Origin of the sequence: Mycobacterium sp. E1747 (assembly GCF_001667775.1) — a bacterium.
Lineage (GTDB): Bacteria > Actinomycetota > Actinomycetes > Mycobacteriales > Mycobacteriaceae > Mycobacterium.
Genome location: NZ_LZJI01000051.1, coordinates 17,109 through 34,027, shown reverse-complemented (window position 1 = coordinate 34,027; position 16,919 = coordinate 17,109). Strand labels below are relative to the sequence as shown.

Genomic DNA, 16,919 nt, shown 5'->3' with positions numbered 1-16,919 from the left:
GCCTCACTTCTCTAGCAGGTCGGGCTGCTGGAGCAGCTCGTTGATGGCGGCGAGGAAGAGCGCGCCCCGGTGCCCGTCGCTGGCGCGGTGGTCGGCGGCGAGCGTCGCCTGCACGGTGGTGACGACCCGGATGCCGCCGTCGATGACGCATACCCGCTCGGCGGGCTGGCCGAATCCGACGATCGCGACCTGCGGCGGGTAGATGACGCCGAAGACCGCGTCGACGCCCTGGTCGCCGAGGTTGGTGACGGTGATGGTCGGGTCCGACATCTCCGAACTCCGCAGCGAGAACGACCGCGCACGCCCGACCAGGTCGGTGAGGTCGTTCATCAGCTCGTCCAGCTTCTTCTCCGGCACGTCGTGAATCGCGGGAGCCACCAGCCCGCCGCCGCGCAGCGAGATCCCGACCCCGACGTGCACGCCGTTGGCGGGCTCGAAGCCGGCTTCCCGCCAGAACCCGTTGAACTCGCTGAACCGCTGCGCCGCGACGCCGACGGCCTTCAACAGCAGGACGGCCGGCAGCACCCGTTCGTCGATGGATCGCTGCGCGTTTCGCGTCGTCAACCACGACAACGACTTCTCCAACATGATCTCTTCGGCCAGGTAGTAGTGCGGGATCTCCCGCTTGGACCGGCTCATCGCCGCGGCGATCGACTTGCGCATCTGCGTCGCACGGTCGGCCGCCGTCGGCTTGCTTCCCGGCTGCGCGACGGACTTGGGCGCGGCCGGCTTGGCCGCTAATCTGCTGGCGGCGTGTTCGACGTCGTTGATGGTGACCGCGCCCTGCGGGCCGGTGCCCGTCACCGCGTCGATGTCGACGGCCAGCGACGTCGCCAACCGCCGCGCGGCGGGGGAGACCCAGCGTCGCCGCCCCGGCGCGGCGGGGGGAGTGCGGGACGCCGACGGCGCCGTCGGCGACGCGGACGCCGGCGCGGCGGCCGGCTTCGGCGCCGGCCGGGCCTTCGGCCGCTTCTCGGCCGGCTCGCCCGGACCCGTCAGGGTGGCCAAAGTCGTTCCCACCTGGACGGTTTCGCCGACGGGCACGACCAGCTCGTCGATGATGCCCTCCTGCCAGCATTCGACTTCGACCGCGGCCTTGGTGGTCTCGACGATGGCCACGACCTGGCCGCGCGTCACCTTGTCCCCGGGCTTGACCAGCCACTCGTTCAGGGTGCCTTCATCCATGTCCGAGCCGAGCGAGGGCATCTTGAACTCGATCACGGCTGCTCCCCGAACAGGCCCTGCACGGCGGTGACGATCTTGGCGGCCTGCGGCAGGGCGGCCTCTTCCAGATGCTTGGCGTAGGGGATGGGCACTTCGGCGCTGCACACCCGGGCCACCGGCGCGTCGAGGTCGTAGAAGGCGCCCTCCATCACGCGCGCGCTGACTTCGGCGGCGAGGCTGCCGGTGCGCCAGGCCTCGTCGATCACCACCGCGCGATGCGTCTTGCGGACGGAGTCGAGGATCGTGGTCTCGTCGAGCGGGCGAAGGACCCGCAGATCGATGACTTCGCAATCGATTCCGGCCAGGGACAACTCGTTGGCGGCATCGAGCGCCTTCGGCAGGCAGCCGCCGTAGGTGACCAGGGTGACGTCGGCGCCGGTGCGGCGGATCGCGGCCCGCGAGATGTCGGTCGGGGAGAGGACGTCGACGTCGGTCGAGGTGTTGTAGAGCTGGACGTGTTCGAAGATCACCACCGGGTCGGGGTCCTCCAGCGCGGGCCCCAGCATGCCGTACGCATCCTCGACGGTGGCCGGAGCCAGCACCTTGATGCCCGGAATGTGCGCATACCAGGGCTCGAGGCTGTGCGAATGCTGCGCGGCGAGCTGGCGACCGGCGCCCGTGGCCATGCGCACGACGATCGGCACGGAGAACTGCCCACCCGACATATGACGAAGGGCCGCAGCGGTATTGACGATCTGGTCGAGCGCGAGCAGGCTGAAGTTCACCGTCATCACTTCGACGATCGGCCGTAACCCGTTCAGCGCCGCGCCGATTCCGATGCCGACGAAGCCCAACTCCGACAACGGCGTGTCCCGCACGCGCTGCGGGCCGAATTCCTCGAGCAGGCCCTTGGAGGCGGCATACGTTCCCCCATAGCGCCCCACGTCTTCCCCCATCACCACGACGCGCGGGTCCTCGCGCAGGGCGTCGCGCAGGCCGTCGTGCACGGCGGTTCGATAGCTGGTTTTCATCGCGTTGCCTCTTCGGTCAGCACGTCACGCCCGAGATCCGCCACGTCCTCCCACGTTCCAGCCTCGGCGTAGGCCACCGCGGCCTCGATCTCGGCGACGGCCGCGTCCTCGATCTCCCGCACGTCGGCGTCGGAGAGCGTGCCGTCGCCCACGCACTTGTCGGTGAACGCCCGGATCGGGTCGCGCTCGCGCCATCGCTCGACCTCGGCCTTGTCCCGGTACAGCTCGGGGTCGAACATCGAGTGGGCGCGGAACCGGTAGGTGCGGAATTCGATGAAGAACGGGCCACCGGTGTCGCGCACGTGGTCGACGCCCTGCTGCGCGGCGGCATGGCACGCCTCGACGTCCATCCCGTCGACCGCCAGCGTGGGAACGCGGTATGCGGCCGCCTTGGCGGTCAGGTCGGTCTGCGACTGGGCGCGGTCCAGCGCGGTGCCCATCGCGTAAAGGTTGTTCTCGCAACAGAACAGCACCGGCAGGTTCCACAGCACCGCCATGTTCAGCGACTCATGAAACGCGCCCTCGGCCACCGCGCCGTCACCGAAATAGCAGGCCGTCACCCGCTTCTGCTGCAGCATGGCGTCGGCCAGCGCGATGCCGACCGCGAGCGGCAGGCCGCCCGCGACGATGGCGTTGCCCCCGTAGAACCGCTTGGCCGCGTCGAACAGGTGCATGGAACCGCCGCGGCCCCGCGAGCAGCCCTCCTGCTTGCCGAACATCTCGGCCATGATCGAGGTCATCGGGATGCCGCGCAGCAGCGCGTGCGCGTGCTCGCGGTACGTGGCGACCACCGCGTCGTCATCGGCCAGTGCGCGCAGCGACCCGGCGGCCACCGCCTCCTCACCGACGTAGAGGTGCAGGAATCCGCGAATCTTGGCCGCGCTGTACAGCTCCGCGCACTTCTCCTCCATGCGCCGCACCCGGATCATGTCGGACAACAACTCATGGGCCAGCTTCACGGTGCTCATCGGGCGCCGCTCTGCATCGTCGCCGGCGCGGGTCATGACGGCACCCCCTCGGCGTGCTGGACGGGGCGCTGCTCGATGGTGGAGGTATCCCCTTCGGGCAGGCCCAGTTCGCGGGCCTTCAGCAGGCGCCGCATGATCTTGCCGCTGCTCGTGTGCGGCAACGAATCGACGAACTCGATCTCTTTGGGCGCCACTGTGGCCCCGAGCCGTTTGCGCGCATGGCCCATCAGTTGCAGCCGCAGGTCTTCGTCGGCCAGCACGCCGTCCTTCAGCGTGACGAAGGCTTTGACCATTTCGCCGACCGTCGGGTCGGGTACGCCGATGACGGCCGCCTCGGCGACGGCGGGGTGATCGGTCAGCGCGCTTTCCACTTCGAACGGACCGATCAGGTGCCCGGCGGACTTGATCACGTCGTCCTTGCGGCCGACGAACCAGAAGTAGCCGTCGGCGTCCTTCTTCGCGAGGTCCCCGGACAGATAGAGGCCGTCGGCGAAGGCGTTGCGGTAGCGCTCTTCGGCGTTCAGGTAGCCCCGGAACATCGACGGCCACCCCGGCCTGAGCGCGAGCTCGCCCTCGACGTCGGGCTGGTCGACGACCTCGACGGGCCCGTCGTCGTCGCGACGCACGATGAACGCGTCGACCCCGGGCAGGGGACGGCCCATCGAGCCGGGCTTGATGTCGAACGCCGGGGTGTTGGCGATCATGATGCCGCCCGTCTCGGTCTGCCACCAGTTGTCGTGAATCGGCAGGCCCAGCACCCGCTTTCCCCACCAGACCGCCTCGGGGTTGAGCGGCTCGCCCACGCTGGCGATGAACCGCAGCCGCGGAAAGCGGTAGCGCGCAGGCAATTCCGGTCCGGCCTTGATCAGCATCCGGATGGCGGTCGGCGCGGTGTACCACACCGAGACGCCCTGGTCTTGCAGGATGCGATACCACCGTTCGGCGTCGAATTCGGCCTCGTCGACGATGGAGGTGACCCCGTGCAGCAGCGGGCTGATGATGCCGTAGGACGTGCCCGTCACCCAGCCCGGATCCGCTGTGCACCAATAGGTGTCGTCGGGGTGCAGGTCGAGCGCGTACAGACCGGTGACGTAGTGCATCACGACGGCGCCGTGCACGTGGATGGCGCCCTTGGGCGTGCCCGTGGTGCCGCTGGTGAAGTGCAGCAGTGCCGGGTCATCGGCGGTGGTCGGCGCGATCGGCGGGTTCTCGTCGGCCGCGCCCAGCCACTGCCAGAAGTCGAGCGTCCCCGGCGGCGCGCCACCGGCCTGGCCGTCGTCGACGACGAAGACATGCCGCAGCGACGGCAGCCGATCGCGGATCTTGGCGACCTTGCGCTGATAGATCGCGCGGGTGGTCACCAGGACGTCGGCCTGCCCGATGTTGACCCGGGTGGCGATCGGCTCCGGCCCGAAGGCCGAGAACAGCGGTGAGACGACGCTGCCGTTGCGCAGCGCGCCCATCATCGCGATGTAGAGCTCGGGGGTGCGGCCCATCAGCGTGAAGACGCGGTTGCCCTTGTTGATGCCCAACGAGCGCAGCGCGCTGGAGAACCGCCGGGAGAGCCGGCCCAGCTCTGCGTAACTGAGGTCGTGGGTGGCGATCACGCCGTCCCAGGGCCGATCGGGGACGAACCGCAGGGCCGTGCGCGTCGCGGCCGGACCCGCGGTGTGGCGGTCGACGGCGGCGTAGGCGATGTTGCACAGGCCGGGCCCCATCCCTTCGCACGGATCCGGCACCTCAGACCAGTGGAACTGGGCGCGCTCGTGCTCGTAGTCCGTGAGGTTGGGCCGAACGGAGAAGTCGGTGGCCGTTTTGCGGATGACGTCCATAGCAGGGTCCTCGGGTTGCGCGGTCGCCTTCATCGTTTGCCGCGGGGCATCGCCGCAATAGAGACGAAGGTCATCAGTCGAACCCGGCGGGTCCAATGACCCGACCCTGGGGACCAAGGACCCTGGCGCGCGCCGGCCCGGATGCCCGAGGGTCCAGGTAGGAGAGGAGAACGACACCCGATGACCCCGACAATGGTCGACACCAAGGTGCTCACCAGGGCGCTGGAGCTCGCCTGCCGCGCCCCCTCGCTGCACAACAGCCAGCCGTGGCGATGGGTCGCGGGCGGCCCGACCGTCGATTTGTTTACCGACCCGGACCGCACGGTGCCCTCGGCCGATGGCTCCGGCCGCGAATCGATCATCAGCTGCGGCGCGGTGCTCGACCACTTCCGGGTTGCGATGGTGGCCGACGGGTGGGGGACGAACGTCGACGAGTTTCCGAACCCCAACAACCTCGACCACCTGGCTTCGGTCGACTTCGTCCCGACCGATTACGTCTCCGCGGCCCGGCGAGATCGCGCCGCCGCGATCTTGCGGCGCAGGAGCGACCGGCGGCCGTTCGGCGCACCACGGGACTGGGCGTCGTTCGAGCCGGTGCTGCGGAGCGCGTTCGACCCCGCCTTGGTCTCCCTCGACGTACTCGCCGACGACGCACACCCGCGGCTGGTGGAGGCGGCGCGTCTCACCGAGGCGTTGCGCCGCTACGACGACGTCTATCACCACGAATTGCGTTGGTGGACATCGCCGGGCCGGCACGACGACGGCATTCCCACGGACGCGCTGGTGAGCGACGCGCAGCGCCGCGCCGTCGACGTGAACCGCCGGTTTCCCGCCGACGCGAACGCCCGGCCGGCTTCTTCGGGTCTGCAGGATCAAGCGGAGGTGCTTGTCCTGTCCACGCCGGGGGACACCCGCGCGGACGCGTTCGTGTGCGGCCAGGTACTTTCGGTGATCCTGCTGGAATGCACCATCGCCGGCTTGGCGACGTGCACCGTGACCCATGTGACGGAGCTGCCGGCGAGCCGCGACATGGTCCGTCAGCTGATCGCCGACCCCGAAGCGGTGCCCCAGGTCTTGATCCGGGTGGGCACCGCCTTAGCGGGCAGGGGCGGCCCGGAACCGACGCCGCGGCGGCCGCTGCGCGACGTGTTGGAGATACGCCGCTAGGGCGGCTCGCATTGTGGCCCAAGGATTTCGAAGGGAGTCGACGATGATTGCCGAAGCCGGGGACTGGCTCGTGATCAAGAGCGGCACGCTCGGGCGCCCCGATCTGCGCGGGCTGATCACCTCCGTGCGTTCCCCCGACGGTGCACCGCCCTACCGGGTGCGGTGGCTGGCCACCGGGGAGGAGGCGACCGTCTTTCCCGGCCCGGACGCCATCGTCGTCACCGCCGCAGAGCAGCGGGCCGCCGACGAGCGGGCGCGAACACGATACGCCGCGGTGCAAGCCGCCATCCGGGATCACACCCGAGTCGGGTAAGCGGCCAAATGGCTTCTACCACAGACGGATGCCCGTCGATAACCGACGCGGACATCGACGAGCTCGCGTTCGAGTTCCTGCACTCGCCCTACGCCGGCCACACCTACGTCGACTGGCGCCTGGACCAGCGCCTCGACGGCTTCCTGCGCCACCGCGGGCTCTTCCGGCTCACCCAAGACGGCGATGCCTACGGCCTCATCCTAAACCGTGTCCTGGCCTACATGGCCGAGCTGCGCCGTGAGCAGTGATCCGACGAACGCCCCGCAAGCCCGGGACTTCGGTCCCTACCGCCGATTACGGTGGACTGGTCGGATGAAAGTCGTCAGTGGTGAACGGGATCGAGGAGATTGCCATGACGACCACAGCTGATGCGACCCGGCGGTCGCCGCGCCGCGTGTTCCGCGACCGCAGTGAGGCCGGCCGGGTGCTGGCCAACCTCCTCGGGGCCTACCGCGACCGGCCAGACGTGATCGTGCTGGGCCTGGCGCGGGGCGGCATACCCGTCGCGTGGGAGGTGGCGGCGGCGCTGCACGCGCCGCTGGACGCCTTTATCGTGCGCAAGCTCGGCGCGCCCGGGCACGAGGAGTTCGCGGTGGGCGCACTGGCGAGCGGGGGCCGCGTCGTGGTCAACGACGACGTCGTGCGGGGCCTACGCATCACCCCGCAGGAGTTGCGTGCGGTCGCCGAACGTGAGGGCCGGGAACTGATCCGGCGCGAGGCCGCCTACCGCGACGGGCGCCCACCGGTGGACGTGGCCGGCAAGACGGTCATCCTCGTCGATGACGGATTGGCCACCGGCGCAAGCATGTCCGCGGCGGTGCAGGCGCTACGCGAAGCCGAGCCCGCACACATCGTCATCGCCGTGCCGGCGGCCCCCGAATCGACCTGCAGGGAATTCGCCGGCCAGGTCGACGACGTCGTGTGCGCGAGCATGCCCACCCCGTTCCTCGCCGTCGGCGAGTCGTTCTGGGATTTCCGCCAGGTCACCGACGACGAGGTCCGCCGGCTGCTCGCCACGCCGACGACCGAGGCGTCGCCGAGCGTCGGGGCGCGCTCGCCGGCCGAGGTGATCAGCCAGGTGGCCATCGACGCGCCGGCGGGTGTCCCGCCGCGTGCGACGCTGGAAGCGCTCATCGGTGATGCGCGCATCGTGCTGATCGGCGAAAGTTCGCACGGCACACACGAGTTCTACGAAGCCCGGGCCGAAATCACCAAGTGGCTGATCGAGGAGAAGGGCTTCTGCGCCGTCGCGGCGGAGGCGGACTGGCCCGACGCGTACCGGGTGAACCGCTACGTTCACGGCATCGGCGACGACACCAACGCCGACGAGGCGTTGAGCGGCTTCGAGCGCTTTCCCGCCTGGATGTGGCGCAACACCGTCGTCCGCGACTTCGTCGAGTGGCTGCGCACCCGAAACCGGCTGCACGAGAACAACGGTCAGCGCCGGGCCGGGTTCTACGGCCTGGATCTCTACAGCCTGCACCGGTCGATGCGGGAGGTGATCGACTATCTCGACAGGATCGACCCCAAGGCGGCGGCGCGGGCGCGGGAACGCTACGCCTGCTTCGACCACGCCTCGGCGGACGACGGTCAGGCGTACGGCTTCTCGGCGGCTTTCGGCGCCGGCCCGTCGTGCGAGAAGGAAGCGATCGATCAACTCGTCGACATTCAGCGCAATGCGCTGGCCTACGCGCGCAGGGACGGCCTGCTCGCCGAGGACGAATTGTTCTACGCCCACCAGAACGCCCAGACGGTGCACGACGCGGAGGTGTACTACCGGGCGATGTTCAGCGGGCGGGTCACCTCGTGGAACCTGCGCGACAAACACATGGCGCAGACGCTCGAGGCGCTGCTGAAGCATCTGGACCGCCACCACGACGTGTCGTCCGCGCGAATTGTGGTGTGGGCCCATAACTCCCACGTTGGCGACGCGCGCGCCACCGAGGTGTGGGCCGACGGGCAGCTCACGCTCGGCCAACTGGTCCGGCAGCGATACGGCGAAGAATCACGCCTGCTCGGCTTGAGCACCTACGCGGGCACCGTCACCGCCGCCAGCGACTGGGGTGGCATCGCCGAACGCAAGGTCGTCCGCCCGGCGCTCAACGGGAGCGTCGAAGAACTCTTGCACGAAACGGGCAGGGCGGCTTTCCTGGTGTCGCCGCACATCAATCCGGGGGCCGCCGAGCCGCTCGGCGCGGTGCGGCTGGGGCGTGCCATCGGGGTGATCTACCGGCCCGAGACCGAACGGCAGAGCCACTATTTCCATGTCCGGCCCGCCGACCAGTTCGACGCGATGATCCACATCGACCGGACGCGGGCGTTGGAGCCCCTGGAGGTCACCAGCCGGTGGATCGCCGGCGAGACTCCGGAAACCTACCCGAGCGGCCTCTAGCGCGAGGGAGATGGATGATGCCGGCCGATCGGGAGTTGAGCCGAAGAATCGCCACGTTGACCATGAATCCCGCGCTCGACATCACCACGAGCGTCGGCGTCGTGCGGCCGACCGACAAGTTGCGGTGCTCGGCAACGCGTTACGACCCGGGCGGTGGCGGCATCAACGTCGCGCGGATCGCGAAGGTCCTTGGCAGCCCGGTGTTGGCGGTGTTTCCCGCGGGCGGGTCGCATGGTGGTCTCGTCACCACCCTGCTGGGCGAGGCGGAGGTGCCGTTCCTGCAGATCCCGATCGCCGGCCAGACCCGCGAGAGTTTCACCGTCAACGAGAACAGCACCGGCCAGCAATACCGGTTCGTCCTGCCGGGACCGGAGCTGAACGCCTTCGAGCAGGCACAGTGCCTCGACGAACTGCGGGCGGCGGCCCAATCCGCCGAAATCGTCGTGGCCAGCGGCAGCCTGCCGCCGGGCGTGCCGGCCGACTACTACCAGCGGGTCGCCGACATGTGCGGGGAGCTGGGCGTGAAGCTGATTCTCGATACCTCCGGCGGCGGCCTGCAGCACATCTCCTCAGGCGTGTATCTGCTCAAAGCGAGCGTGCGCGAACTGAGGGAATGCGTCGGCCGCCGACTCGCCACCGAAGCCGAGCAATTGGCCGCCGCCCATCAGCTGATCGACAGCGGCCACGCGCAGGTCGTCGTGGTGTCTTTGGGGTCCTACGGCGCGCTGCTCGCGACACGCCAGGCGAGCCAACGCTTTCCGGCGGTCCCGATGCGAAGCGGCAGCGGAGTCGGGGCCGGCGACGCGATGGTCGCCGCGATCACGGTGGGGATCACCCGTGGGTGGCCGCTCGCCAAATCCGTTCGGTACGGGATCGCGGCGGGCGCGGCGATGCTGATGACGCCGGGCACGGCGGTCTTCGAGCGCGTCGACGTGGAGCGGTTGTTCGAGCTGGTCGCCGAACCGGCGGAGGTGGGGCCGAACGACTTCGCAGCTGGGGCCTAACGGCCCCTCCGGCACGGGCTTGGGCGCAATAGCCTGAAAGCGAATGGAACCCTCAGGAGCCGACATGAACCAGCTGGACGCCAAGGCCGTGGTGGTGGGCGTCAACGGCTCGAAAGCCGCGGTGAACGCCGCGAAGTGGGCGATCGACGAGGCGATCGGCCGGCAACTGCCGCTGCGCCTGGTCTACGTCATCCCCGGGGCGCACGCCGGATCGGGCCCGACCTCCGAATGGGAAGTCGAACGCGGCGAAATCGCGCTTTCCGAAGCGGAGTGCGCCGTGCAGGGCGAGCGCAAGGCGGTAGAGATCGAGACGGCGATCGTCTCCGGTGACCCCGCGCAGGCGCTGATCGACCAATCGCAGGACGCGGCGCTGGTCTGCGTCGGCACCGCCAGGCGGGGCTGGGCGTCCGACGGGCTGTTGGGCCCGACCGCGGCCGGCCTGGTGGCGCGCGCGCACTGTCCGGTCGCGATCATCCGGACCAATCCCGACGGATCGCCGACGGAGCTCGGGGTGATCGCCGTTGTGCTCAACGATGAGCCCGACAACGACGAGGTGGTGCACCAGGCGATGGAGGAGGGGCGGCGACGCCACGCCACCGTCCGGCAGATCGACCGCAGGCTGAACAGCTGGGTCCGCCGCTATCCGGACGTCCACGTCCAGACCGTCGCCGCGGGCACCGGGATCAAGCCCAGCGAGAAGCCCGGCGGCACAATCGAACTCGCGGTCGTCGGCGGTGCTGATGCCGACGAGATCGCGGGGCTGGTCACCCCGAATTGCCATCCGATCGTCGGCTATCCCGACTGCTCGGTGCTCGTGGTCCGCCACTGAGATGACACCGCCCGCCCGAACGGTCGTCGCCGGCATCGATGGTTCCAAGGCGGCGATTCGCGCGGCCCTGTGGGCGATCGATGAGGCGGTGAGTCGTGACGTTCCGCTGCGTCTGCTCTATGCGATCGAGGCCGGGGACGAGCAACGAACGGCGGAGCTCGCGATCGCCCAGGCGGTGACCGCGATTCGGGCCGCCGGCCGGCCGGTGGTGATCGAGACGGAGATCGCCCACGGACCCGCGGTCGGGTCGCTGATTCGTTCGTCGGCGTCGGCGGCCATGGTCTGCGTGGGCGCCGTCGGGCTACGCCATTTTCAACCGGGCCGGCACGGCTCCACCGCTGCGGCACTGGCCGTTTCGGCGCACTGCCCGGCGGCGATCGTGCGCGGCCGCGACGATCACCGCCGGCAATCCGGAGAAAAGGCGGTCGTCGAGATCGACGGATCTCCGGACTCGGTGCTGCTGGGCGCCGCCGTCGACGAGGCCCTGCTGCGCGGCGCCGCCCTCCAGGCCGTCGTCTCGCGGCGGAGCGCGCCGAGCGAGCACGGGGGCAACGAGGCGGATCGCCGGGCGCTCGCCGATCTCGATCGCCGGCTGGCCCACTGGAAGCGACGCCATCCGCAGCTGCGTGTCGAATCGGTGGCGATCCACGTCGGCCTGCTCGAGTACCTGGCCGCCCCGCACGGGCCGGTGGGACTGGTGATCGTCGGCGCCCACAACCGTCAGCACGTGGCCGAACTCGTGGGACCGGTCGGCAGCTCGGTGATGCAGGACTCCCGCTGTTCGCTGTTGGTCGTGAATCAGCAACATTTGTGAGCTCGGGCGATGATGGATGTGTGATATTCAGGTCATACGCCCATCGGAAGGGTTCCTAATGGTCAAGGTTTTCCTGGTCGACGACCACGAGGTGGTCCGCCGCGGTCTCGCCGACCTGCTCGCGTCGGACCCTGAGCTCGAAATCGTCGGCGAGGCGGGCTCCGTCTCGGAGGCGAAGGCACGGATTCCGGCGCTGCGGCCCGACGTCGCCGTGCTCGACGTGCGGCTGCCGGACGGCAACGGCATCGAGCTGTGCCGGGACCTGGTGTCCGATCACCCCGACCTGCGCTGCCTGATGTTGACGTCATTCACCTCCGACGAGGCGATGCTGGAGGCCATTCTGGCCGGCGCCAGCGGCTACGTGGTCAAGGACATCAAGGGCATGGAGCTGGCCCACGCCATCAAGGAGGTGGGCGCGGGCAAGTCGCTGCTGGACAACCGGGCCGCGGCCGCGCTGATGGCCAAGCTTCGCGGCGCGGCCGAACGCGAAGACCCGCTGTCCGGCCTCACCGAACAGGAGCGAACGCTGCTGGGGCTGCTCAGCGAGGGCCTCACCAACCGGCAGATCGCCGCCCGGATGTTCCTCGCCGAAAAGACGGTGAAGAACTACGTGTCGCGGCTGCTGGCCAAACTCGGCATGGAGCGCCGGACGCAGGCGGCGGTGTTCGCGTCGAAGTTGGACCAACGGCCCGGCCATTCACAACCGCCGCCGGACGCGCCGGCCGGCTAGCTGCCGGGTGCAACACGTCACGTCATCGACGGAAGCTCTTCTCTTGGGCGCCTGACAAATTGCGGCTAGGCTGAGCTAGCCATCTGACATTAAGCAAAAGTGTCGTGGAGGTTTGACGGGGTGACGAGCAACGACAGCGGCTCGGCATTCGCCGGACTCGGCCAGCGCGGGTTGGTCGGGCGGATGCACGAGCAGCTCGACGAGTTGCTGGCCGCCCGCGACCAGATGGAGCAGCTGCTTCGGGTCATCGTCGAGATCGGCGCGGGGCTGGGTCTCGACGCGACGCTGCACCGGATCATCGGCGCGGCCAGGAAGCTGACCGCCGCCCCCTACGGCGCGCTGGCCATCCGCGATCCCGAAGGCAACTTGCTGCGCTTCGTCCACGAGGGCATGGACGCTGACACGGTGTCCCGCATCGGGCACCTGCCGTTCGGCAAGGGCCTGCTGAGCCTGTCGCTGCTGGACACGCCGGCCCTGCGCATGGCGGATCTGACCGCCCATCCGGCCGCCGTCGGGTTCCCCGAGCACCATCCCCCGATGCGCGCCTTCCTCGCGGTGCCCATCACCATCCGAGGCACCGTGTTCGGCAACCTCTACCTCACCCACGTCGATCCGCAGCGGACGTTCTCCGATTCCGACGAGGTGGCCGCGCGGGCGCTGGCGTTCGCCGCCGCGGTTGCCATCGACAATGCGCAGGTGTTCGAGCGCGAGCGGACGGCCGTCAAATGGATGGAGGCCAGCCGCGAGATCACGACCGCGCTGCTGTCCAGCGCGGCGCCGCACCGGCGCCCCTTGCAGCTGATCGCCGAACAGGCCCGCGTCCTGACCGAGGCCGAACAGGCGATCGTCCTGGTGCCCGGCGATCCCGATGTGCCCGACGACGAGGTCGACACGATGGTGGTCTCCGCCGCGGTCGGGTTGCACGCCGACGAGGTGGTCGGCCAACGGGTCCCGGTGGACGTGTCCACCAGCGGCGCCGTCTTCCGCTCCGGCCAGCCGCTGATCACCGAGAGCTTGCAGTACCCGATTCAGGCGTTCACCGACGTCGGGCAACGCTCGGCGATCCTGATGCCGCTGCGCGCCCGCGACGAGGTCGTCGGCGTCATCGCCATCGCCCGAGGCGCCGCACAGCCGCCATTCGACGACAGTTATCTCGATCTGGTCAACGATTTCGCCACCCACGCCGCGATCGCGCTGGTCCTCGCGTCGGCCCGCGACGACGCGCGCCAGCTGACCATCCTGGCCGAACGCGAACGCATCGCGCACGACCTGCACGACCACGTCATCCAGCGACTTTTCGCCGCCGGCATGGACCTGCAGGGAACCCTGGCGCGGGCGCGCTCCCCGGAGGTCACCGAGCGGCTCAACCGCACGCTCGACGACCTGCAGACCATCATCGAGGAGATCCGCACGACGATTTTCCAGCTGAAATCCCCGCTGGGTAAGAACGGCGACTTCCGGCGCCGCATCCAACAGGTGGTCGCCGACCTGACCGAGAGTCGTGACGTGGTCACCACCGTGCGCATGCACGGGCCGATGACCGCCGTGGGCGGCGATCTTGCCGACCACGCGGAGGCGGTGACCGCGGAAGCCATCAGCAACGCGCTGCGCCATTCCGGCGGGTCGCGGCTGACCGTGGAGATCAGCGTCGCCGACATGTTCGTCCTGGACATCATCGACAACGGCTCCGGCATCCCCGCCGGCAACACCCGCAGCAGCGGCCTGGCCAACATGGCCCGTCGTGCCGAACAACTGGGCGGTGCCTGCGAGGTCACCGGCCCACCCGAGGGCGGCACCCGGGTGCACTGGGTCGCCCCGCTCATCGATCAGTAGCGATCGCCGCGGCGGGACCAAAGGGGGCGGACCTGGGGTCCAACGGCCCTGCCCGAGCGCGCGGCAGCGGTTTACCGTCGGTTTCGTGAGTGATCAATCGGTGCGGGCTGCCGAAACTGCCCGGCTGCTTGACGGGCGCCTGGTGTCGTTGCGCGCCTTGACCGTCGCCGACGCCGAGGCCGTTTTGGCGCTCCATGAGCACCTGTCCGACCATGACCGATACTTCCGCTTCTTCACGCTGCGGCTGTCGCCGCTGCACGAGCTCGTTACGAAGCTGACTCGGCGCGCGGACGGGGTGTACGCCCTCGGCGCCTTCGACGCCGACCGGCTGATCGGCGTGGCGCACTGCGCCGTCGTCGACGATCCGCAGGTGGCAGAGGTCGCGATCGTGGTTGCGCACGAGGATCATTCGGTGGGTGTGGGCACCGCCTTGCTCAAGCACCTGGCCCCGGTCGCCCGGGCACACGGCATCAAACGGTTCATCGCCGACGTCCTCGGCGAGAATCGCACGATGCTGACGGTCTTCTTCGATCTCGGGTGGCCTTGCCGGCCAATCGATTACGGGTTTGTGCGCCATCTCGAGATCGAGCTGCCCGAATTCGACGGCGAGGAGCGGGAAAAATGACGCAAAGCTCGAAGAAATACGGCGTACTGGTGTGTGTCGACGGGTCGGCGGCGTCCGACGCCGCGGTGGCCTGGGGGGCACAGGAGGCCCTCATGCATGATCTGCCCATCACGCTGGTGCACGCGGTTCCGCCCGTCGTGGTCGGCTGGCCGGTGGGGCAGCTGTACGCGGACATGCCCGAATGGCAGCACGACAGCGCCCAGCACGTCATCGACCAGGCCCGCAAGACCCTCAACGCCAGCGTGGGCGGCTCGGCACCGCCCGAAATCCACACCGAGACCGTGTATTCGGCCATCGTCCCGGCGCTGGTCGAGGCCTCCAAGGATGCCCGGATGATCGTCGCCGGAAGCCAGGGACTCGGCGCGGTGGGGCGCCTGCTGCTGGGCTCGGTGAGCACGGGTCTCGTGCACTACGCCCACTGCCCGGTCGCGGTCATTCACTGGACCGAAGGGGCGGCGCCGGATCCCGCCGCGCCCGTGGTGCTCGGCATCGACGGATCCCCCGCGTCGGAGGACGCGACCGCCCTGGCCTTCGACGAGGCCTCCCGCAGGGGCGTCGGGCTGGTGGCGGTGCACGTCTGGAGCGACGTGGGAGTGTTCCCCATCCTCGGCATGGACTGGCACGACCGCGAGACGCAGGCGGCCGAAACCCTGGCCGAACGCCTGGCTGGTTGGCATGAGCGCTACCCCGACGTCCGTGTCGAACGGAAATTGTTCTGCGACAAGCCTTCCGCGTGGCTGTTGAAGGAATCCGAGCGCGCTCAGCTGGTGGTTGTCGGTAGCCGTGGCCGCGGCGGATTTCCCGGAATGTTGCTCGGCTCGGTGAGTTCGGCCGTCGCGCAGTCGGCGCGAGTGCCCGTGTTGGTTGTCCGTTGACAAAAGAAACCGTGCCCGTGAAGGAGGCTGGGAGATGATCGAAATGCTACCGGACATGCCGGAGAAGGTGATCGGCATCCGGGTGTCGGGCCGGCTGCGCGGCGACGAGCTGCGTGCCGTGAAGCCCGAGATCGAGCGAGTGCTAGAGGCGGGCGAGGTCAGGATCGTCGAGGTGATAGCGCCCGATTACGAGGGATTCGGGCCCGGCGGTTTCCTCGAGGACCTCAAGCTGGGGTTGGGCACCGTGCTGCCACACCATGCGGCGTTCAAGCGGATAGCGGTCGTTTCCGACAAAGACTGGGTCGCCCATGTCCTGCACGCCGTGGCGTGGCTGATTCCCGGCGAGTTCGCCATGTTCTCATCCGACGAGCTCGACAAAGCAGCCAAATGGGCGGCCGGGTAGTTCGCCCCGGCCGGGTAGTTCGCCCTCAGCCACGCACGACGAGCACCGAGCACCCCATGTTTGCGCTCGGGTCTGTGGTGATGGGTCCCACTATGCGGGCGACCTTGTCCGCGTCGTCGCCGCCCACCACCGCGAGCTGAACGGGGTCGGTTGTGTGCGTGAGGAATTCGGCCGCGCCATGCCTGGCGGCTGCCGGTTGGACGTGCACCTCGCGGTGCTGCGCCGCCCAGGGGCCCAGCCGGTGTTCCAGCTGCGTATAGGGAATCTCGCCGAGCCCCCACCGCCAGACACCCATCGCCAAGATCGGCGCCTCACGTAGGCGCGCCTCGCGGAAGCCGTGCTCGAGCACGGCGTCGTTGCCGGCCGATTCCCCGACCGCGACGGCAACGAATCCGCCATCCGGCTCGGCGCCGCGGCGGCTGCGGATCACCGCCACCGGGCAGTGCGCCTTGCGCGCCAAGGTGTCCGCGGTTGAACCCAGGACCTTGCGCGCCACCCAGCCCGTGCCGACGGAGCCCACGCAAACCATTGCCGCATTGCGCGATTCGTCGATCAGTGCATCCTCGGAGGAACCGCGCACGATGTCGCATTCGACTTTGACCGGCTGACCGGTGGCCTGCAGCGCCGCGTCGGCGGCACGTAATGCGGCTTGAGCGTATTGGATATCCAGGCCCTCGTCACCGGCGTTGCGCTGCGGTACGGCGTGAATCAGCCTAAGCGGGACGTTACGGCTGACGGCCTCGGCCGCGGCCCACTTGGCCGCATTGATCGCGGCGTCCGAGCCGTCGATACCCACCACGATCCGCTGCTGCGGATTGTCCATCGCGTCCTCCTGGTTACTGGCTAGCGGGACCCTCGAGGCCCGGCACTGGTCACGTTATGGGCAGGCGACGCGGCTGCGCAGGGCCGTTGGGCCCCGGTTCGCGGGCATTGGTCACC

The 16,919-nt window shown here is 69.2% G+C and carries 17 protein-coding genes; 12 read left to right on the top strand and 5 right to left on the bottom strand.

What is annotated here, in order from left to right:
- Window positions 1-3 precede the first annotated feature (3 nt).
- From A5695_RS05640 to acsA, 4 genes are read right to left on the bottom strand one after another with little or no spacing between them, the layout of a single operon-like run.
- Complete coding sequence (locus A5695_RS05640; protein WP_068079143.1) at window positions 4-1,221, bottom strand: dihydrolipoamide acetyltransferase family protein; 1,218 nt, start codon at window positions 1,219-1,221, stop codon at window positions 4-6.
- A complete protein-coding gene (locus A5695_RS05635; protein WP_068079142.1) occupies window positions 1,218-2,195 on the bottom strand; it encodes an alpha-ketoacid dehydrogenase subunit beta in 978 nt (325 codons plus the stop codon). The genes A5695_RS05640 and A5695_RS05635 overlap by 4 nt, the downstream gene beginning before the upstream one ends.
- Window positions 2,192-3,163, bottom strand: coding sequence for a pyruvate dehydrogenase (acetyl-transferring) E1 component subunit alpha (gene pdhA / locus A5695_RS05630; RefSeq protein WP_068079235.1), 972 nt, complete (start codon window positions 3,161-3,163; stop codon window positions 2,192-2,194). The genes A5695_RS05635 and pdhA overlap by 4 nt, the downstream gene beginning before the upstream one ends.
- A 32-nt stretch (window positions 3,164-3,195) precedes the next feature.
- Window positions 3,196-4,995, bottom strand: coding sequence for an acetate--CoA ligase (acsA, locus tag A5695_RS05625; RefSeq protein ID WP_068079141.1), 1,800 nt, complete (start codon window positions 4,993-4,995; stop codon window positions 3,196-3,198).
- Between the two features lie 180 nt (window positions 4,996-5,175).
- On the opposite strand from acsA, the gene A5695_RS05620 reads away from it, so the two are divergent.
- From A5695_RS05620 to A5695_RS05565, 12 genes are all read left to right on the top strand, one after another.
- A complete protein-coding gene (locus tag A5695_RS05620) occupies window positions 5,176-6,162 on the top strand; it encodes an NAD(P)H nitroreductase (protein WP_068079140.1) in 987 nt (328 codons plus the stop codon).
- A gap of 43 nt (window positions 6,163-6,205) precedes the next feature.
- Window positions 6,206-6,475: a DUF1918 domain-containing protein gene (locus A5695_RS05615; RefSeq protein WP_068079139.1), complete on the top strand. Its 270-nt coding sequence runs from the start codon at window positions 6,206-6,208 to the stop codon at window positions 6,473-6,475.
- 8 nt (window positions 6,476-6,483) lie between these two features.
- Window positions 6,484-6,723 carry a hypothetical protein gene (locus A5695_RS05610; protein WP_068079138.1) on the top strand — a complete coding sequence of 80 codons (240 nt, stop codon included), beginning with the start codon at window positions 6,484-6,486 and terminating at the stop codon, window positions 6,721-6,723.
- 98 nt (window positions 6,724-6,821) lie between these two features.
- A complete protein-coding gene (locus tag A5695_RS05605) occupies window positions 6,822-8,867 on the top strand; it encodes an erythromycin esterase family protein (RefSeq protein WP_156749480.1) in 2,046 nt (681 codons plus the stop codon).
- 17 nt (window positions 8,868-8,884) lie between these two features.
- Window positions 8,885-9,871 (top strand): 1-phosphofructokinase family hexose kinase, encoded by a 987-nt coding sequence (locus A5695_RS05600; protein ID WP_231974729.1) that lies wholly within the window; start codon window positions 8,885-8,887, stop codon window positions 9,869-9,871.
- 64 nt (window positions 9,872-9,935) lie between these two features.
- Window positions 9,936-10,700: a universal stress protein gene (locus tag A5695_RS05595; RefSeq protein WP_068079136.1), complete on the top strand. Its 765-nt coding sequence runs from the start codon at window positions 9,936-9,938 to the stop codon at window positions 10,698-10,700.
- Between the two features lies 1 nt (window position 10,701).
- Window positions 10,702-11,514 carry a universal stress protein gene (locus tag A5695_RS05590; protein WP_068079135.1) on the top strand — a complete coding sequence of 271 codons (813 nt, stop codon included), beginning with the start codon at window positions 10,702-10,704 and terminating at the stop codon, window positions 11,512-11,514.
- A gap of 58 nt (window positions 11,515-11,572) precedes the next feature.
- On the top strand, window positions 11,573-12,244 hold the full coding sequence (locus tag A5695_RS05585) for a response regulator transcription factor (RefSeq protein ID WP_068079134.1): 672 nt from the start codon (window positions 11,573-11,575) through the stop codon (window positions 12,242-12,244).
- Between the two features lie 183 nt (window positions 12,245-12,427).
- On the top strand, window positions 12,428-14,077 hold the full coding sequence (locus A5695_RS05580; RefSeq protein WP_197515370.1) for a GAF domain-containing protein: 1,650 nt from the start codon (window positions 12,428-12,430) through the stop codon (window positions 14,075-14,077).
- An 85-nt stretch (window positions 14,078-14,162) separates the two neighbouring features.
- Window positions 14,163-14,702, top strand: a complete 540-nt coding sequence (locus tag A5695_RS05575) for a GNAT family N-acetyltransferase (RefSeq protein WP_068079132.1) — start codon at window positions 14,163-14,165, stop codon at window positions 14,700-14,702.
- On the top strand, window positions 14,699-15,577 hold the full coding sequence (locus A5695_RS05570) for a universal stress protein (RefSeq protein WP_068079131.1): 879 nt from the start codon (window positions 14,699-14,701) through the stop codon (window positions 15,575-15,577). Before A5695_RS05575 ends, A5695_RS05570 begins: the two co-directional genes overlap by 4 nt.
- Window positions 15,578-15,611: 34 nt before the next feature.
- The gene (locus A5695_RS05565; RefSeq protein WP_068079130.1) at window positions 15,612-15,980 is read left to right on the top strand and encodes an STAS/SEC14 domain-containing protein; all 369 of its coding nucleotides are present in this window, start codon (window positions 15,612-15,614) and stop codon (window positions 15,978-15,980) included.
- Window positions 15,981-16,005: 25 nt separating this feature from the next.
- Here A5695_RS05565 and A5695_RS05560 read toward each other — a convergent pair whose 3' ends face one another.
- Window positions 16,006-16,803, bottom strand: coding sequence for a universal stress protein (locus tag A5695_RS05560; protein ID WP_068079129.1), 798 nt, complete (start codon window positions 16,801-16,803; stop codon window positions 16,006-16,008).
- Window positions 16,804-16,919: the final 116 nt, after the last annotated feature.

Coding starts and splice junctions, on each gene's coding strand:
- A5695_RS05635 (WP_068079142.1), bottom strand. CDS start 2,195: ATGAAAACCAGCTATCGAACCGCCGTGCACGACGGCCTGCGCGACGCC.
- pdhA (WP_068079235.1), bottom strand. CDS start 3,163: ATGAGCACCGTGAAGCTGGCCCATGAGTTGTTGTCCGACATGATCCGG.
- acsA (WP_068079141.1), bottom strand. CDS start 4,995: ATGGACGTCATCCGCAAAACGGCCACCGACTTCTCCGTTCGGCCCAAC.
- A5695_RS05620 (WP_068079140.1), top strand. CDS start 5,176: ATGACCCCGACAATGGTCGACACCAAGGTGCTCACCAGGGCGCTGGAG.
- A5695_RS05615 (WP_068079139.1), top strand. CDS start 6,206: ATGATTGCCGAAGCCGGGGACTGGCTCGTGATCAAGAGCGGCACGCTC.
- A5695_RS05610 (WP_068079138.1), top strand. CDS start 6,484: ATGGCTTCTACCACAGACGGATGCCCGTCGATAACCGACGCGGACATC.
- A5695_RS05600 (WP_231974729.1), top strand. CDS start 8,885: ATGCCGGCCGATCGGGAGTTGAGCCGAAGAATCGCCACGTTGACCATG.
- A5695_RS05595 (WP_068079136.1), top strand. CDS start 9,936: ATGAACCAGCTGGACGCCAAGGCCGTGGTGGTGGGCGTCAACGGCTCG.
- A5695_RS05590 (WP_068079135.1), top strand. CDS start 10,702: ATGACACCGCCCGCCCGAACGGTCGTCGCCGGCATCGATGGTTCCAAG.
- A5695_RS05585 (WP_068079134.1), top strand. CDS start 11,573: ATGGTCAAGGTTTTCCTGGTCGACGACCACGAGGTGGTCCGCCGCGGT.
- A5695_RS05580 (WP_197515370.1), top strand. CDS start 12,428: ATGCACGAGCAGCTCGACGAGTTGCTGGCCGCCCGCGACCAGATGGAG.
- A5695_RS05570 (WP_068079131.1), top strand. CDS start 14,699: ATGACGCAAAGCTCGAAGAAATACGGCGTACTGGTGTGTGTCGACGGG.
- A5695_RS05565 (WP_068079130.1), top strand. CDS start 15,612: ATGATCGAAATGCTACCGGACATGCCGGAGAAGGTGATCGGCATCCGG.
- A5695_RS05560 (WP_068079129.1), bottom strand. CDS start 16,803: ATGGACAATCCGCAGCAGCGGATCGTGGTGGGTATCGACGGCTCGGAC.